This is a genomic window from Paenibacillus xylanilyticus, assembly GCF_047246825.1.
GTDB classification, from domain to species: Bacteria; Bacillota; Bacilli; order Paenibacillales; family Paenibacillaceae; genus Paenibacillus; species Paenibacillus xylanilyticus_B.
The window spans coordinates 164,962-182,953 of the sequence record NZ_JBFOLB010000002.1 but is presented as its reverse complement, the minus strand read 5'-3'; the positions used below and the strand labels follow the sequence as shown (position 1 = coordinate 182,953).

The 17,992-nt window shown below is 47.7% G+C and carries 15 protein-coding genes and 1 other annotated feature; of the genes, 14 read left to right on the top strand and 1 reads right to left on the bottom strand.

Annotation, left to right across the window (positions count from 1 at the left end; genetic code table 11):
• Positions 1-73: 73 nt before the first annotated feature.
• From AB3N00_RS15555 to AB3N00_RS15505, 11 genes are all read left to right on the top strand, one after another.
• A complete protein-coding gene (locus AB3N00_RS15555) occupies positions 74-1,261 on the top strand; it encodes a D-alanyl-D-alanine carboxypeptidase family protein (protein WP_413035429.1) in 1,188 nt (395 codons plus the stop codon).
• 73 nt (positions 1,262-1,334) lie between these two features.
• The gene (locus AB3N00_RS15550; RefSeq protein WP_175395548.1) at positions 1,335-1,961 is read left to right on the top strand and encodes a nucleoside recognition domain-containing protein; all 627 of its coding nucleotides are present in this window, start codon (positions 1,335-1,337) and stop codon (positions 1,959-1,961) included.
• Positions 1,962-1,968: 7 nt separating this feature from the next.
• A complete protein-coding gene (locus tag AB3N00_RS15545; RefSeq protein WP_175395547.1) occupies positions 1,969-2,502 on the top strand; it encodes a spore maturation protein in 534 nt (177 codons plus the stop codon).
• A gap of 66 nt (positions 2,503-2,568) precedes the next feature.
• On the top strand, positions 2,569-3,387 hold the full coding sequence (locus tag AB3N00_RS15540) for a S1 family peptidase (protein WP_413035428.1): 819 nt from the start codon (positions 2,569-2,571) through the stop codon (positions 3,385-3,387).
• Positions 3,388-3,618: 231 nt separating this feature from the next.
• A complete protein-coding gene (locus AB3N00_RS15535) occupies positions 3,619-4,368 on the top strand; it encodes a pseudouridine synthase (protein WP_095290531.1) in 750 nt (249 codons plus the stop codon).
• A gap of 132 nt (positions 4,369-4,500) precedes the next feature.
• Positions 4,501-5,028 (top strand): redoxin domain-containing protein, encoded by a 528-nt coding sequence (locus AB3N00_RS15530; RefSeq protein ID WP_413035427.1) that lies wholly within the window; start codon positions 4,501-4,503, stop codon positions 5,026-5,028.
• Between the two features lie 14 nt (positions 5,029-5,042).
• Complete coding sequence (locus AB3N00_RS15525; RefSeq protein WP_413035426.1) at positions 5,043-6,716, top strand: cytochrome c biogenesis protein ResB; 1,674 nt, start codon at positions 5,043-5,045, stop codon at positions 6,714-6,716.
• A complete protein-coding gene (ccsA, locus tag AB3N00_RS15520; protein WP_413035425.1) occupies positions 6,713-7,975 on the top strand; it encodes a cytochrome c biogenesis protein CcsA in 1,263 nt (420 codons plus the stop codon). Before AB3N00_RS15525 ends, ccsA begins: the two co-directional genes overlap by 4 nt.
• Positions 7,976-8,116: 141 nt before the next feature.
• Positions 8,117-8,833 (top strand): response regulator transcription factor, encoded by a 717-nt coding sequence (locus tag AB3N00_RS15515; protein WP_017687664.1) that lies wholly within the window; start codon positions 8,117-8,119, stop codon positions 8,831-8,833.
• The gene (locus tag AB3N00_RS15510; RefSeq protein ID WP_413035424.1) at positions 8,802-10,289 is read left to right on the top strand and encodes an ATP-binding protein; all 1,488 of its coding nucleotides are present in this window, start codon (positions 8,802-8,804) and stop codon (positions 10,287-10,289) included. The genes AB3N00_RS15515 and AB3N00_RS15510 overlap by 32 nt, the downstream gene beginning before the upstream one ends.
• Positions 10,290-10,485: 196 nt before the next feature.
• Positions 10,486-13,704, top strand: a complete 3,219-nt coding sequence (locus AB3N00_RS15505; protein ID WP_413035423.1) for a BclA C-terminal domain-containing protein — start codon at positions 10,486-10,488, stop codon at positions 13,702-13,704.
• Between the two features lie 63 nt (positions 13,705-13,767).
• On the opposite strand, the gene serA is transcribed toward AB3N00_RS15505, so the two are convergent.
• Positions 13,768-15,363, bottom strand: a complete 1,596-nt coding sequence (gene serA, locus AB3N00_RS15500; protein ID WP_413035422.1) for a phosphoglycerate dehydrogenase — start codon at positions 15,361-15,363, stop codon at positions 13,768-13,770.
• A 198-nt stretch (positions 15,364-15,561) separates the two neighbouring features.
• Positions 15,562-15,793, bottom strand: a binding site (T-box leader).
• 337 nt (positions 15,794-16,130) lie between these two features.
• On the opposite strand from serA, the gene AB3N00_RS15495 reads away from it, so the two are divergent.
• The 3 genes from AB3N00_RS15495 to AB3N00_RS15485 are packed head-to-tail and all read left to right on the top strand — an operon-like array spanning position 16,131 to position 17,976.
• Positions 16,131-16,724 (top strand): CPBP family intramembrane glutamic endopeptidase, encoded by a 594-nt coding sequence (locus tag AB3N00_RS15495; RefSeq protein WP_413035421.1) that lies wholly within the window; start codon positions 16,131-16,133, stop codon positions 16,722-16,724.
• Positions 16,721-17,170 carry a hypothetical protein gene (locus AB3N00_RS15490; RefSeq protein WP_413035420.1) on the top strand — a complete coding sequence of 150 codons (450 nt, stop codon included), beginning with the start codon at positions 16,721-16,723 and terminating at the stop codon, positions 17,168-17,170. Before AB3N00_RS15495 ends, AB3N00_RS15490 begins: the two co-directional genes overlap by 4 nt.
• A gap of 38 nt (positions 17,171-17,208) precedes the next feature.
• Positions 17,209-17,976 (top strand): metallophosphoesterase, encoded by a 768-nt coding sequence (locus AB3N00_RS15485; protein ID WP_413035419.1) that lies wholly within the window; start codon positions 17,209-17,211, stop codon positions 17,974-17,976.
• The last annotated feature ends 16 nt before the right edge of the window (positions 17,977-17,992 follow it).

Here is a 17,992-nt window from a genome sequence, read left to right as displayed (position 1 = left end):
ACAGATGGACATACTTTAGGTTGTCCGAACATAAGCTAGTACAAGATTCCAAGTGACCCGGAGGAATGAAGCGATGCGAATGTTAACCAAAGTAATGATTTGTTTGCTTGTACCCCTGCTTCTTCTGCCTTCCTTGCAGGTTGTAGAAGCCAGAGGAACGATCCCTGGACCATCAACTCATGCACAAAGTGCTGCTCTCATTGATGTGACATCTGGACGAATCCTGTACAGCAAAGACGGGGATAAGGAACTGCGTATTGCCAGTTTGACCAAGATCATGACGGCAATTGTAGCGATTGAACAAGGAAAACTTGACGACAAAGTGAAAGTAACTTCATCAGCGTTTGCCAAGGAAGGATCATCCCTGTACCTCAGATTGGGTGAAGAGATGACCCTGGAAAACATGTTATACGGGTTAATGCTGAGATCAGGAAACGATGCTGCCTCGGCCATTGCCGAGCATGTTGGTGGATCGGAAGAAGGGTTCGTACTGTTGATGAACAAAAAGGCTGAGGAAATCGGACTTACCCATTCGCATTTTATGAATCCGCATGGTCTCGATGCAGAGGGTCACTATTCCACGGCCAACGACCTGGCTCGTTTGACAGCTTATGCGCTGCACAATCCGGTGTTTAAACGCATCGTTGCTACAGAAAACAAATCAGCTCCAAATCCGAATGAGAGTTGGGAGTACACCTGGCACAACAAAAATAAGATGCTGCGTTTGTATGAGGGAGCGGACGGGGTGAAGACCGGATATACCAAAAAGGCATTCAGGTGCCTGGTTAGTTCCGCTACCCGCAATGGACAACAGCTAGCTGCCGTTACATTGAATGATGGTAACGATTGGAATGATCATGCACGCATGCTTGATTTTGGCTTTGAGAATTTTCCTTTGGTGGAGGTTGCGAAGAAGGAGCAGCCTGTGGCTAACACGGACGTGGTGACGGGAAGAGGGTTTACTTATCCACTTACGGAAAGTGAGAAGGCTTCCGTGACCAAAAAGCTGGTGTTGACGAGCAATCGAAACGAGGTTGGAAGCGATACGAAAGCCGAGCAAATGGATCCTTCCTTTGGCTTGGCTGGGCGTATTGATATGCAGCTCGAAGGTCAATTCATTGGCTCCATTCCGGTATACCGCAAAGGGAGCTATATCCCTCCTGAGCCGAAGACAGAAGACGCTGCCATTGGTGGTATTGGTGAAATTTCAACATGGGCAGCAGCATGGCGCGAGGTTTTAGGTCATTTGTTATCTCCATAATCATCAGGGGGCATGGTATATCATCATCTTGTAACTTGATGGCAAGCCGTGCTTCCGGAGGAGGTTTGACGTCATGATTAACGTAATCTGGCTTATGATGATCGTTGTCGGGTTTGGATTCGCAGCTGCAAAGGGCAATATTGAAGTCGTAACCCAGGCTGCTTTTGACGGGGCAGCGACAGGGGTAACGGTATGCTTCGGACTGATCAGTGTGCTTGTGTTTTGGATGGGGATGATGAAAATGGCTGAGGATGCTGGGCTGCTAGGCAAAATAGCAAAACTGCTGGGTCCGGTGGTTGCCTTTTTGTTTCCTGATGTGCCTCGGAATCATCCGGCCATGGGTTATATCCTGTCCAACATGAGTGCAAATCTGCTTGGTCTCGGCAATGCGGCCACTCCCATGGGAATCAAGGCGATGCAGCAGCTGCAGGAGCTTAACCCGGATAAACAAACTGCATCTCCTGCGATGTGCACGCTTCTCGCTCTAAATACAGCAAGTATAACCATCATTCCGACAACTCTCATCGCCATTCGTTTGAACTACCATTCTGCCAACGCGACGGAGATTGTCGGCACAACGCTTATGGCGACGATTATCGCCACACTCGCTGCAATTATGGCTGACCGTTGGTACAGGAACAGGACTTTAAATAGACCGCCACGTGTTGTGAAAAGCGGTAATCCCAGCATGAAAGGATGAGTCCATCGTGTTAACCTTCATCAACTGGATCTCTGTCTGGGCCATTCCGGTTATTATCGCGTTCGTTCCATTATATGCGTTTACCAAAAAAGTCCCGGTCTACGAATCCTTTGTTGACGGAGCGAAAGATGGATTCTCCACGGCGATCAGCATTATTCCTCATCTGGTAGGCATGATGGTTGCGATCAGTGTTTTCCGAGCTTCAGGTGCATTGGATTATGTGATCAGTTTGTTTGCTCCACTGGTATCCTGGATGGGAGTTCCAGGAGAAGTGCTGCCGCTCGGCATTTTACGTCCGTTAACCGGGACGGGCTCGCTTGCTTTTACAACCGATCTGATCAAAACATACGGTCCGGACTCCATGATTGGACGTATGGCTTCCACGATTCAGGGCAGTACGGACACGACCTTATATGTCCTAACCGTATATTTTGGTGCAGTTGGCATACGAAATGGTCGTTATGCACTCAAGGTGGGTCTGTTTTCCGATCTGGTCGGTTTTGTTGCTGCACTGGCCATTTGTTTGATTGTTTTTGGTTAAAACATAACGATTCTCCTTCCGATATACTAGATATGCTAGAATGATATCGGAGGAGGAGAGTGAGAAATGCAGAATAGATTGAAACAAGTGCTCCGCTTGGGCATGTCAGGTTTGATTGCTGTTTCTTTGCTTGCTGGACAGGCGGGGATGGCGGCCGCTCAAGCGGTCAATACAATTCATTTTACAGGTTATTTTGATAAGCAGCTGCGTGCACAACTGGCGGACACAGCCGATTCATTTCCTGTTGTAAACGTTCGTCTGGTCAAGCAGGATGAACCGGATATGGTTTACTATGATGTGGGAACCTCGATATTGATCTCCAAGGATGAAGTCCTTACCAACTATCATGTCGTTCAGGAGTTTGCTGAATTGCCGGAAGGTGATGAAGGAACGTTAACCGTAGCGAGCCCAGGTCATTTGGATCGCCCCATCAAGGCGAAAATAATCAAGACCGACCCAGTAACCGATATGGCTTTACTGAAGCTGGACAAGGAAATGGATGCGGAGCCGGTCACTTTCGCAACGGCAAGGGATAACCAGATCGTTTATACGATCGGATTCCCCAAAAATCCTGCCGGGGATCTCGTGCTGCTTGACGAAGAATTTCCTTCAACATACAATACCATTGCCAAAAGCAGGGTTTATAGCACCCAAGCTTCCGATGTCCCGGGCAAAAAAGGTATTGGCAGTATTGTAAAAGCTATGGCACAAGGCAATTCGGGCGGCCCTGTTCTGGACCAGAATAATCGGGTCATTGGAATGATGACCTTTGTATATGGTGGGAAGACATATTATATTACGTCAAAAACACTGCAATCTTTTATTAAAGACACCAAAGTACCTGCCAAAAAACAGATTGCTGTCGCAGGCAAAGTAACCAGTTAACCTGCTTCATTCTAATGAAGTGAGTTACATATCCACAAATCGGAATAACCAGCTCATCTTCGTTGTTTCCTGTCAGATGCAGGAAGCAGGGAGATGGGCTTTTTTTACTCGAATGGACACAAGAGTGCAGCTGAAAATGGGTATTCTCGCCTCCTGTTTACATTTTCCTTGGATTATCCTTGTGATTTCCCGGCTTGATGGGTATCATTAGTGTGAGGTGACATGACAAACATGGAAAGATTACAAAAAATTATCGCACAGGCAGGCATTGCTTCTCGCCGCAAGAGCGAAGAACTGATCCTGTCCGGCAAAGTGGAAGTTAACGGGGAGGTCGTAACCGAACTGGGTACAAAAGCGAACCCCGAAGAGGATATGATTACGGTTAATGGAAAACCCATTCGCAGTGAAAAGAAAGTGTACTTGATGTTGAACAAACCCAAAGGGGTTATCACAAGCGCATCTGACCCGGAAGGTCGGAAAATTGTATCCGACTATCTTAAAGGTGTCAAAGAACGTGTGTACCCAGTGGGACGACTGGATTACGACACAGAGGGACTGCTCATTTTGACCAATGATGGCGAGTTCGCCCACTTGCTGACGCATCCGAAGCACCATGTACCCAAAACGTATCTGGCAACAGTCAAAGGCGTTCCACATGGTACCGCTCTGGAGAAACTAAAGACAGGCATTATGCTTGACGATGGTATGACCGCTCCGGCCGAGGTGGAGTACAAGGATGTGGACACAGCTAACAATGAGGCTGTTATTTCCATTACCATTTACGAAGGTCGTAACCGTCAGGTAAGACGGATGTTCGAGGCGATTAACCACCCGGTAACCCGTTTGAAACGGATCTCGTTTGGTGGCATTTTGCTGCAAAACCTGAAACGGGGACTGACTCGCAACCTGACCAAAGAGGAAGTCAACAACCTGATTACACTCGCAAAATCGGAACCCGCCAAAAAAATGAAAAAAAGGTAATGTGAGGACACATAATTTTCATAAAACCGCCGCAGTTTTGTGACGAAATTCGCTATAATTGTTCATAGGATGTTCACAGTTGGGAGAGATCATGAACAATTACGAGTCAGTCACTGCAAAGGGGAGCAGCACATGGGGAAATCAAGAAGAACGGTGCAAATCGTTATTTTGTTATTGATCCTGGTGTTGGGCGGATATGCGATCACCACATCGGTATCCGGCTCGAACGGCAAGCCGAAAGAAGGGGACAAGGCTCCTTCTTTTGAATTGCTGGGCCTGGATGGTCAAGTTCATACGTCAGAAGAGTACAAAGGCAAGGCTTTGGTAATCAATTTTTGGGGCACATGGTGCGAACCTTGTGTGAAAGAGATGCCTGCACTTCAAGCTCAAGCGGACAAGTGGAAAGATCAGGGTGTTCAATTTATTGGCATCAATGCCGGAGAAGATCAAATGACCGTGGATAACTTTGTTCGACAGGTGGGCGTCAATTTTCCAATTATGCTGGACCGGGACAAAACTTCTATTCGGGATTACGGTATCTCTCCGATGCCTACAACATTCTTCGTTTCCAATACTGGCAAAATCTCTACCATTCATATCGGCCAACTTGATTTGGACACGCTTGACGCTCAAATTTCACAACTGGCGAAGCAGCCCTGACAGGAGGTCTAGTCGTGTTCCAAAATACCAAATGTGAATGTGGACATCAGAACCCGGTCGGTACCGTACTGTGTGAAGCATGCGGTAAGCCGCTGCAAGAAGATCTGGCTGAATCGAAAGAAGTTCTGGAAATGCGCTATGATGGCATGGCTCGTCGTTCGCAGCGCAGCAACCCGAATATCATTGACCGTGTGTGGAACTTTTTTTCATCCGTCAAGATCGCAGTTTATCTGATCGTCTTTACCCTTGTAGGGTCCATGTTGGGAACCGTTTACCCTCAAGAGAGTACGTTTCTGAACATTGATCCATCTGTGTATTACAAAGAAACCTATGGCCAGTTGGGCCATATCTATTACCTCCTGGGTCTGTCCCATACATACGAATCCTGGTGGTTCATCCTATTGCTTGTCATGATCGGGGCTTCACTCGTCATATGCAGTCTGGACCGGGTACTCCCGCTCTACAAGGCACTCAACAAGCAAAAAATCCGCAAACATATGCAGTTTCTAACGAGGCAGCGTCTGGTGTACCAAGGTCCGATTGAAGAGGGCCCAGAAGAATGGATTACGAAAGCGGTTACGCCGCTTAAGAAGAAAGGATACCGTGTGCACACAGAGGGAAATGCGCTGCTGGCCGAAAAGCAGAGGTTTGCCCGCTGGGGGCCTTACGTTATCCACATTGGTCTGATTGTATTTCTTCTGGCTGTTTTGGCCCGCGGGCTTCCCGGCCTGAATTTGGACGAACATGTTGCCTTTCCTGAAGGCGAGATTAAAAAAATCCCAAATACCTCTATGTATTTGAAAAACGAACAGTTTAATGTTGAATTTTACAGCGAGGAAGAAGTTCCCGAACAGTTTCGCAATTTGAATAAAATTGTTCCCAAACTGTTTGAAACCAAAGTTGTGTTATATGAATGCACCGCCGATTGCTCTGATCTGTCAAAGAAACCCCTATTGAACGAGGTTGCCAGACATGACGTTAGGGTGAATCATCCATTGAATTATAATGGCTTGAAAGCGTATCAGTTTGATTATGATCTGACGCCCACGATCCGTTCGGTAACGCCTGACCTGGTAAACGCCAAAACGGGGGAGAAGTACGGTGCAATCCGGATTGATATGGTGGATACACAACGAACCTTTGAGGCTGGGCCATATCGTCTGACTGTGAAAGACAAATTTATGGATTTTGGACTCGATGATAACGGTCAACCCAAATCCTTATCGCCTTCACCCAATGCACCAGCCTTTTTATTTGTGATTAAGGGACCAGAGCTGCCTGAGGAAGGTATTCAATATTTATATTTTGCAAAACAGGTGGATAAGCAGCGTTTTCAACAGGATGCAATTAACCAACAGCTTGTAGGGGGAGAGATTCCTTTGCAGCTCGAAGTCGATAGCATGGATAAAGTCGATATCATACAATCCGTAAGTTATCTGAATATTCGTGTAGATAAGGCAATGCCGTTTGTCTGGGTTGGAGCCGGAATTGTCATGTTGGGTCTGGTCATGGGTTTTTACTGGCATCACCGCCGCATTTGGATCCGCATTGACGATGGGCAGCTTACGCTGGGAGGACACACCAACAAAAACTGGTTTGGCTTCAGGCGTGAAGTATCAGGCGTGTTAAAACAGATGCATGTGGAAGTGGATGAGAAGTCGTTGGATAACGGGGGGAACCAAGCATGAGTTTATTGGATTTCAGCAGCGACGCATTTATCGTTTCTTTTTTTCTGTATTGTGCTGCATTTTTGTTATATGCCGTTGCTGTTATGGGCAAGAAGTGGAGTAATCGAGATCCTCAGGTTCATGTAGACAGATGGGGAAAAAGGGCCTTTATTGCGTCGATCGTTGCACTGGCCGCACATCTTGTGTTCTTTTTTACACGCTGGGCAGGAGCAGGCCATATCCCGGTCAGTAACATGTATGAATTTATGACTTTTTTATCCATGATGATCATGGTCGCATTCATAGTGGTATATGCCATCTACCGCAAGTCATTGCTTGGATTATTTGCCTTGCCACTTACGATCATTATTATGGCATATGCAGCTGTATTTCCGCAGGAGGTACAACCGTTAATACCGGCATTGCAGTCGATCTGGCTCAAAATCCATGTCACGCTCGCTGCGCTTGGTGAAGCATTCTTCGCAGTTGGTTTTGCAGCAGGCTTCATGTATTTGCTCCGTACAGTCGATTTCAGTGGCAAAGACAAATCATCCAGACGTCAGCGCGGCTGGGTGGAGTTCACATTGATTACAATTGTCGTTGTAGTCGGGTTTATTGGAACGGTTTTCGCCTTCCGGGCTTCCGGGTACGAGACGGTTTTTGTCCAGAAAACGGCCAGCATTGACACAGAGGTACAGGAAGATAGTACAATAGAGAAAGTGATTTATCGCATGCCTCCTATTTTTGCGCCTTATAATAGCGAAGTGGAGAGCATAACACCGTTTCTTGGGATGAAGGAACCTCTGCTTGAGACGCCATCCTGGATGAACGGAGTTAACGCCGGGCGCAAATTGAATACGGTGGTCTGGTCATTGATTGTAGGTTTGATTCTCTACGGAATAGTACGATTAATTGTGAGAAGACCGCTTGGACAAGCACTACAACCTATGCTGGACGGCATTGATGCCGATGATCTGGATGAAATCAGTTATCGTGCGATTGCCATCGGGTTCCCGATATTTACGTTAGGGGCATTAATTTTTGCCATGATCTGGGCTCAGATTGCCTGGAGCCGCTTCTGGGGATGGGACCCCAAAGAAGTGTGGGCTTTGATTACATGGCTGTATTATAGTGTGTACCTGCATTTGCGTTTATCCCGAGGATGGCAGGGCCGGAAATCTGCCTGGCTTGCTGTGCTTGGGTTCCTGGTCGTCATGTTTACACTTGTTGGTGTGAATCTGATTATTGCCGGACTGCATTCATACGCAGGAGCTGATTAGGAAAGGCAGTTTGGCTGAAGTATGGGAGAAAATCCATGAAACAATGCGCGGCCCCTGCGTTAAAAGCGGGCATTCAAATATTGTTCGCCAGATCGAACATAATAGAAGTGATTGGAGTTATTGCAAAGGGGCTGGAGTGGAATGGCAGAACATGAGAACCGGATACTGGTCGTCGATGATGAGGAAAGAATCCGCAGGCTTTTGAAGATGTATCTTGAAAAAGAAGGTTATGAAATTGATGAAGCGGAAGACGGGGAGACAGCACTGCGAAAAGCAACAGCTGGAGACTATGGCCTGATTTTGCTTGATGTAATGTTGCCGGGTATGGATGGTGTAGAAGTGTGTACCCGATTGCGTCAAGTAAAATCGACCCCGGTATTGATGCTGACAGCAAAAGGTGAAGAGATCAACCGTGTTCAGGGATTTGAAGTTGGGGCAGATGATTACGTCGTGAAGCCTTTCAGTCCGCGTGAAGTGATTTACCGCGTAAAAGCTATTCTGCGTCGTTCTTCTGCGACTGCATATCTGTCCAAAGAAAGTAATTCAAGCAACAATATCGTATTCCCTCACCTTGTTATTGAGCATGACGCTCACCGGGTAACGGCGGGTGGGGAAGAGATCAGTCTTACCCCAAAAGAATATGAGTTGTTACATTACCTGGCGACCTCTCCAGACAAAGTGTTTTCCAGAGAGGAATTGCTCAAGGATGTATGGAACTACGAGTTTTTCGGTGATCTCCGTACCGTGGATACGCACGTCAAGCGTCTTCGTGAAAAGTTGAACAAGGTGTCGCCAGAATCGGCGGCTATGATTACGACAGTGTGGGGTGTGGGTTATAAACTGGAAGTACCGAAATAGCTTTAATTTCTGGAGATCACTGGTCGGGAAGTTATGGATAACCATTATATGCCTTGTGGGCTGTGTGCTCATCGCGCTGGGTCTTTTTTTGCTTCCGTATATTGATACCAATTTTGCAGAGTCCGAGTCGAGAGATATTAAGCGATTGTTCACGTATGTCTGTATCATCGGTTTCAGTTTGACGACATTTTTCGCCCTGTTTTTGTTCACGAAAATCACTCAACCGATGCAACAGCTGATTCAGGCTGCCAATGCGATCCGCAAAGGGAATTACGGGACAAGGCTCTCTCTTGTGACAAGCGATGAGATTGGTGAACTGGCTAACACATTTAATCATATGGCTGTTCAGCTGGAGGATAACATTCGGAGCCTGAACCACGAGAAGGAACACTTGGCTAGTGTACTTCGGAGTATGACGGACGCCGTGGTTACCTTCGATGGTGAGGGCAAAGTGATTCTGACCAACCCGCCAGGGGAAAAGATCATGCAGGCTTGGTGTGACTTGGATTGGGCACAGGATGTAGAGGGACAGGAAGTGAACAACAAGGGAGAAAACTCTTCCCGAGATGTTCCAGAACCTCTGGTTCCCTTGTTTAAACTGGTTATGGAGCATGGCGGCGATCAGAGCTCGAATGTACATGTTCAGCAGGGGGTATGGTCGGTCCAGATGACCCCTCTATATGCGGACAGTGTTGTTCGTGGTGCGGTTGCCGTCCTGCGTGATGTGACAGAAGAGGTTCGTTTGGAAAAAATGCGCCGTGATTTTGTCGCCAATGTATCTCATGAGATACGAACGCCTTTATCCATGATGCAAGGTTACAGCGAAGCTCTTCTCGATGGCATGGCAGCCTCTCCTGAGGAGAGTGAAGAGTTGATTCAGGTTATCCATGATGAGTCACTGCGCATGGGCAGATTGGTCAAGGATCTGCTGGATCTTGCCCGAATGGAAGCTGGACATACAGACATGGCAATGAAGGAAGTAGATCTGGTGGAACTGCTGGAGCGGGTATATCGGAAATTCTCTGTACGTTCGAAAGAACAGGATATACGACTTCATTTTGAATGCAACTTGCCTAGCATTGTACTTCAACAAGCAGATGAGGATCGGCTCGAGCAGGTATTTACCAATCTACTCGATAATGCTTTTCGTCATACGCCTCCCGACAAAAATGTTATAATTGCCGCAAAGCTGCTTGATGATCATCGAACGTCGATAGCCAAAGTGTCAATCAAGGATGAAGGTGCGGGTATTCCTACTTCCGATCTGCCATTTATTTTTGAGAGATTCTACAAAGCGGATAAGGCACGTGTTCGCGGAGAGAGTGTGGGTACTGGACTAGGTCTGGCCATCGTAAAAAATATCGTTGACGCCCATCATGGTATCATTCAGGTGAACAGTACGCTTGGGGAAGGGACAGAGTTTATTTTACAATTTCCGGTGAATTCCTCGAAATAGCCTGATTTCATACAAAAAGCGCAGAAACACCCTCCTCTGGAGGGTGTTTTTTTGTTGAAGTATTCCGTTTAATCTTGTTCAACGTGGAACAAAAGAATGAGTTATTTTGATAACAAAAATAGTGTCCAAGATAATTTTCCCTCCAATATCACATAAGCTTGAAAAACAAGGAAGTCAAAGGAGGATTGGATGACGCATGTCCGATAGGCGTAAACGGGTAAACATTAAAGCATTTTTGGAAGGTAGATCGTTCAGGGCGGGGTCACCCTTCATTCCGATAACAACTAGTGAGCAGGAACAGTTTGAAACGTTGCTTCGATCTTTGGCAATCACCATTCCTGCAGCAATTAGCCAGCCTACAGCTGCTAACATACTCGCACTGCAATCAGGATTGCGGAATCTGCTCACTTTCGTCAACGAGTCAGGTTTCCGTGCTGGAGTTAAAGCCGAACTTCAGGCTGTGTTGGAATTAACCATAGCGTCATCAGAGGTTGTACCTGTTGCATTGATCAACTTGGCTGGCAATTTGCAGAATCTGCTCGATGATTTGCTGAGTGTGACATTATTACTCGAAGTTCCACCGCCAGAGAAAGATAAACTGGTAGCGTTGATTCGATCCACGTCTATATCACTCAGCCGAGCGACCACGGGGATTGGTTCATCGGGAATAACTGGACCAGCAGGCCCCCCAGGGGTCCCCGGAGTACCTGGTGTGCCTGGAGTTCCGGGAGTGCAGGGACCAGCCGGTCCTCCAGGGGAGGCAGGCTTGGTTGGTCCCGCGGGTCCAGTAGGCCCAGCGGGCCCCGTTGGTCCGATCGGTCCTGCTGGACCACAAGGTTCGCAGGGACCAGCAGGAGCAACTGGATTAGGGCTAAATAATGTAACGCCATACGATCCAGCACAGGGTCCAAGTTATACTCAAGGCCAGGTAGTCAGTTATAATGGGAATCTTTATGTTGCCAATGTGAGTGGCCCAACGGGTATCCCGGGAAGTTCGCCAGATTTTACTTTGCTGTTAACGGGTGGAACAACGGGTGCAACGGGAGCAACTGGCGCAGGTTTAACAGGCATTGTGCCTTTTGATCCTGCGCTCGCACCAGCGTATGCTTCAGGACAAATTGTGACTTTTGCTGGTGGAACATATATTACGAATGTGACATCGCCAAGTGGAACACCAGGGAGTTCCGCAGATTATACATTACTTGCGGGTGCTGGTGTAACGGGCTCCACCGGGGCAACGGGGGCAGGATTAGATGGTGCTGTGCCTTTTGATCCGGCAGTGGCACCGACGTACCCCGCTGGTCAGGTCGTTACGTTTAACGGCAGTACTTATATTACAAATGTAGCATCTCCTACGGGTACGCCAGGTGCTTCTCCGGATTTCACATTACTTGCAGGAGCAGGTCCTACAGGCCCATCAGGTCCAACGGGAGCGACAGGTGTGGGGCTCAGCGGGATTCTGCCGTTTGATCCGGCAGTGGCACCAACATATCCAGCTGGTCAAATTGTAACGTTTAATGGCAGCACATATATAACCAATGTAGCTTCACCCACCGGAACACCGGGAACGTCTCCAGACTACACTTTGCTGGCAGGTGCAGGAGCAACAGGTGTTACGGGTGTTACTGGTGGTACGGGCATAACGGGTGGTACAGGAGAAACGGGAGCGACAGGGATAACAGGGATCACGGGAGCAACCGGTATCGGTTTGAGTGGGGTCGTGCCGTTCGATCCGGCCTTGGCACCGACGTACCCTGTCGGTCAGGTCGTTACGTTTAACGGCAGCACGTATATTGCCAATGTGGCTGCACCAACAGGGACACCAGGAACGTCCCCAGACTATACGTTGTTGGCAGGTGCAGGAGCAACAGGAGTTACGGGTGATACCGGTATAACAGGTGGTACTGGAGAAACGGGAGCGACAGGGTTAACAGGGATCACAGGAGCAACGGGTATCGGTTTAAGTGGCGTAGTGCCGTTCGATTCGGGCGTGTCACCAACGTACCCTGCAGGTCAAGTGGTTACGTTTAACGGCAGCACGTATATTGCAAATGTAGCCTCACCAGCCGGAACTCCGGGAACGTCTCCAGACTATACGTTGCTGGCAGGTGCAGGAGCAACAGGCGTTACAGGCGTTACAGGCGTTACCGGCGTGACGGGTGGTACGGGATTCACAGGAACAACTGGCGTGACTGGAGAAACGGGGTTAACCGGAGCCACGGGAGTAGGTGTGACAGGAAGTACCGGAGTTACTGGAACGACCGGGGTTACGGGATTCACAGGAACAACTGGCGTAACGGGAGAAACGGGGTTAACCGGGGCCACAGGAGAAGGTGTGACAGGAAGCACCGGAGTCACTGGAGCAACAGGCTTAACGGGAGAAACGGGATTAACCGGAGCCACAGGAGTAGGTGTGACAGGAAGTACTGGAGCAACCGGAGTTACGGGAGTCACAGGAACAACTGGTGTAACGGGAGAAACGGGAGAAACGGGATTAACTGGAGCCACAGGAGTAGGTGTGACAGGAAGTACCGGAGTTACTGGCGCGACCGGAGTTACGGGAGTCACAGGAACAACTGGCGTAACGGGAGAAACGGGGTTAACCGGGGCCACAGGAGTAGGTGTGACAGGAAGTACTGGAGCAACCGGAGTTACTGGGGCGACCGGAGTTACGGGAGTCACAGGAACAACTGGTGTAATGGGAGAAACGGGATTAACTGGAGCCACAGGAGTAGGTGTAACCGGAAGTACCGGAGTTACTGGCGCGACCGGAATTACGGGAGCCACAGGTATCACTGGTGTAACGGGAGAAACGGGGTTAACCGGAGCCACAGGAGTAAGTGTGACAGGAAGTACCGGAGTTACTGGCGCAACCGGAGTTACAGGATTCACTGGAACAACTGGCGTGACCGGAGAAACGGGGTTAACCGGAGCCACAGGAGTAGGTGTGACAGGAAGTACTGGAGTCACTGGAGCAACCGGAGTTACGGGAGTCACAGGCGCGACAGGAACCTCTTTAACTGAAACTTCTGCTTATGCAGAGAACACTAATGGAACCATTCTTGTTATTTTGGGTGGAACATTGGTAGCCCTCCCTACGAATCAGAATATAGGAACAGGTATTACAGTAAATGCAGCCAACAATACGTTCACACTTGCTGCGGCCGGTCGTTATTATATTAGCTATAAAATAAACCTCACAGCTGCGCTAGCCATTCAATCCCGGATATTGCTGAATGGGGCTGTCGTTCCACCGAGTGTAATTTCACCACTACTTTCCCTTAGCCAGCTAGCGGCCGACTTTATCATAACTGTTCCAGCGGGATCGACCATTCAGCTTCAATTGTTTGGATTAGTTGCAACAGCTGTGCTGTCACCTCCTGGTGCAACACTAAATATTATTCGATTAAGCTAAGTTAAAAAAAGAGACGAACCCTTGGGGATCGTCTCTTTTTGACTATCTATGCAAGATGAGTAACTATTCAAGTACAATTTCAACAGCTGTATTCAGCTCAGGCAGAGCGGTGAGCTGGACAAGAACATCTTTTGGAACGGCTTTGTCCACAGTCAGAATCATGATCGCCGCACCACCAATAATTTTCCGTCCCACTTGCATGGATGCAATGTTGACATCATTTTGCCCAAGCAGGGTACCTACACGCCCGATAATTCCTGGCTTATCGTTATGAGATATCAGGATTTGGTGGCTTTCCGGTGCGATATCTACCGGGAATTTGTCCAGACGAACGATCCGTTCTCCATAGCCTGCAAGCAATGTACCAGCGACACGGCGCTCCTCTGCATCCTGTGTCGTTACCAACGTTACTGTAATGAGATTGGTGAATCCTTTCGTTGCGGATGTTTGGCTTACAACCACATTCAAATCACGTGTTTTGGCCAGATGCATGGAGTTGACGATATTGGCTTCCCCACCCAGATGTCTGGCGAGAATACCCTTTACAATGTAACGGGTGAGAGGGGAAGTATCTACTTCAGAAAGATCACCTGCATAATCGATCCGAATCTCTTGTACTGCATTTTGTGTAATCTGTGCTGCAAAGCTGCCCAGGGTTTCACCCAGTTTGAAATACGGTTGCAATTTGTTCATGACGGTTGGAGGAACAGCTGGCATGTTCACCGCGTTCTTGAACGGTTCATTCCGCAAAATGTGAAGGACTTGCTCTGATACATCAATCGCCACATTTTCCTGAGCTTCCACTGTGGATGCACCAAGATGAGGCGTAACGATGATGCTCGGATGGTTCAGGAAAGGGTGATCCTGTGCTGGTGGCTCGCTTTCGAATACGTCAAATGCCGCACCTGCAACAATACCCTCATCAATCGCTTCGACAAGCGCCATTTCATCGACCACTCCACCACGAGCACAGTTGATAATGCGCATTCCTTTTTTCATGACCTCAAATTGTGCGCGGGAGATCATGTGGCGGGTTTCCGGTGTTAATGGAGTGTGTACCGTCATGAAGTCGGCATTGCGAATAATATCATCCACGCTGGCCAGTTTAACCTGAAGCTTCTCTGCACGTTCTTGGGTGAGGAATGGATCATAAGCCAAAATGTCCATACCAAATGCCTTGGCACGTTTGGCTACCTCACTTCCGATCCGTCCCATGCCGAGCACGCCAAGGGTTTTATTTCTCAACTCCACACCCAGGAAGGTTTTGCGATCCCATGTACCCTGAATGGTTTTGGCGTATGCCTGTGGAATGTGACGTGCCAGTGCCATCATCATGGCAAATGTATGCTCACATGTGGTGATGGTGTTGCCATCAGGTGCATTAATAACGATGATACCGCGTTGAGTTGCAGCTTCCAGGTCAATGTTGTCTACCCCAACACCTGCACGGCCAATGACCTTAAGGTTTGTTCCAGCGGTCATAATACGATCTGTAACACGAGTCTGGCTTCGAACGAGAAGGGCGTCATAATCGCCAATGATGGCTACGAGCTCATCTTCACTAAGACCGGTATTCTTTTCAACAACAACATCATTTGCATCCACCAGCTGCTGGATACCCAAATCACTGATTGGGTCCGATACTAACACTTTGTACATGGTTTCTTCCTCCTTAGTATGTGTATCTATATCGTCAAGGTCTGACCTCAAGATAGAGGTGTTCCTTAAAACCAAGTTCATCCTTCCGCCCAACAACGCGGTGTCGCAGCAGAGGGTAGAGGTGCAATAATAGAGTGTTCCCACGTCATTCGCCTAAAAATAAATCAAAAAACTCTCAATCCACATACTGCTTGCGCAATAAGGGACGAGAGTTGTCGTGGTACCACCCTAATTCACTGCCGCTTCGCAACGACAGTCTTCACGGTCAATGAAGACCGAAGAGGATAACGGCTCTAAACCGATTGCACCTACTCCAATTTCAATGCAATAACTCAGGAACGCTCAAGATCCATTGCCTGCCACCGATTTACACCATCCATCGGCTCTCTGTAAGAACAAAGCAACATCTTTTTTCCATCATCGTGTTTAACGTGACTAATTTTTTCATAATGTATCATGGCTAACATGAGCATGTCAATAGGCATAAATGTTTTAATTCGAATCGAGTGAAACTCTTGCCTATGTCTGTCTTTTGTGGCGAGAAATACATGAATCATATTAGTAGAATAGTGAGTATTTGAAGTTTGGAAATTCAATCCAGGCACCCTATAGAAGCCCGCGAAATTCGTTTAACAATGGATGGGAAACCGGGACTTGAGGCAGGTCTTGAACCAATTTGGTTTTTTGGCTATCATTTAGTATACTATCCGATTGGGCAACCAAGTAGGTTATCGATCAAAAATATATCAAGAGGACAGACGCAGGCGATGAAAAAATCGAAGTTTTCCAAGTTCAAGATTCAGAAGGCTAAACCACAGCAGTTAACCGAGCGCTTGCTTCTGATCAATCTATATTTTACACAGGGTTTAACTCTGATCATTGGAGTTATATGGATTTTACTTCAGAAACGTAATCTGTTCGATGTTCTCGCATGGCCTGAAAATGTACATTTTATTTGGTGGGGACTTGGTCTTGCTGGTATTATGCTGGTCATGGACCTGGTCTTATCATATGTCATTCCTCAGGAGAGTATGGATGACGGGGGAATTAACGAGATGTTATTCAGGTCTCGTCCCATCTGGCATATCGTATGTATAGCAGCACTAGTCGCTATTTGCGAAGAATTGTTGTTCCGGGGAGCCATTCAGCATGCGATTGGGCCTTACTGGACCAGCATTTTGTTTGCCGTAATTCATATTCGCTATCTTCGCCACTGGATTCCTACAGGTTGGGTATTTGTTTCAAGCTATGGATTGGGTTGGATTTATTTGCAATCCGGCACATTGTGGGCGCCGATATTATGTCATTTTGTTATTGATTTGGTGTCCGGATTAGCGATACGTTTTCGGAGGGGATCATGAACCAGCAATTAAGTAGAATGAAGACATATGGCAGTCAGCGTCACCGACACTCGGAAAAAACAGAGACAACCGAGCGGACTTCTGCATCTCAAGTAAGCTTGGTTGCTGAACCGGCTGCTGCAGTGGAAGGGGCAGGTACTGCGTTGACTGCTGTATCTGTACCGAGATCACAGCGCAAGTCATACGCATCAACACTGGAGAGCCCTGTGCTTCCCAGTCGGGCTCCAGCGCGTTCCAAATCACAGCAAAAAACGACGGGTGAAACTGTCACGGAAGCAGGTTCCCTTCCTACTCGAACCGAGCTTCATCCTTCACGGCGGTTACGTTTAAGCAAAAGGTTTGTAAACTCGCTAATCGTTATTTTTGTTCTTCTTACGGTCAGCCTCGTTTGGTGGGGTATTAAAGGGGCTCCGCCCCTAAACACATTCCTTCCTTGGCCTTGGTGATGATGCTCTGGTTCAGTGCTATTTTATTATTGATTGTGATGTTAGGGATTCAGATGTGGCGTGAAGCGCATTTTCATCAAATAGTTGAAGATGAGGTGGAGGTAAACGGTTTGCCCCATTCGTTTGATGGAAGTGCCATTTTGTTTGTATCAGACCTTCATAGAAGAAAGCTGAGACAGCGGGACCTTGAACCGTTAATGGATCAGGTGGATTGGGTTATGGTAGGTGGAGATGTCGCTGAAAAGGGGATATCCTGGTCTACCGTTAGACACAATATGAAGCTGTTGACAGATATTGCTCCCACTTTTGCGGTTTACGGAAATCATGATAAAAGGGCGGGAGCAGCTCAGTTAACTCGAATTTTTCAGGAAACGGGCGTTGAACTTCTGCAAGACAAGGTGGTATCTTTGCATCAAGGGGACTCTGAAATCAATCTTGCCGGAATGGATTATCGGTCCGGTCAACTTAGCAAGCTTCTTATGGAGCAGGACATAAAAAAATGCACGATTGTGTTAATTCACGATCCGCTTCAGGCAAATCGCATTCAGGAATATGCTGATCTTGTTTTAAGCGGGCATACACACGGGGGACAACTGGTCATTCCATTCCTTGGACCGATCTTTCTTAATAAAGCATACCGGAGTGTATCGCATGGGTGGTACACCTTCAATAGGGGTAACGGTCTTCCCGATGGTAACCTGCTGGTCAGCAGAGGTTACGGAACGAATCACCTGCCGCTCAGACTATGTTGCCCAGCTGAAATGCACAAGATTACTTTAAAATCAGACAAACCTAAACAGCCTTGATCATTTTGATCGAGGC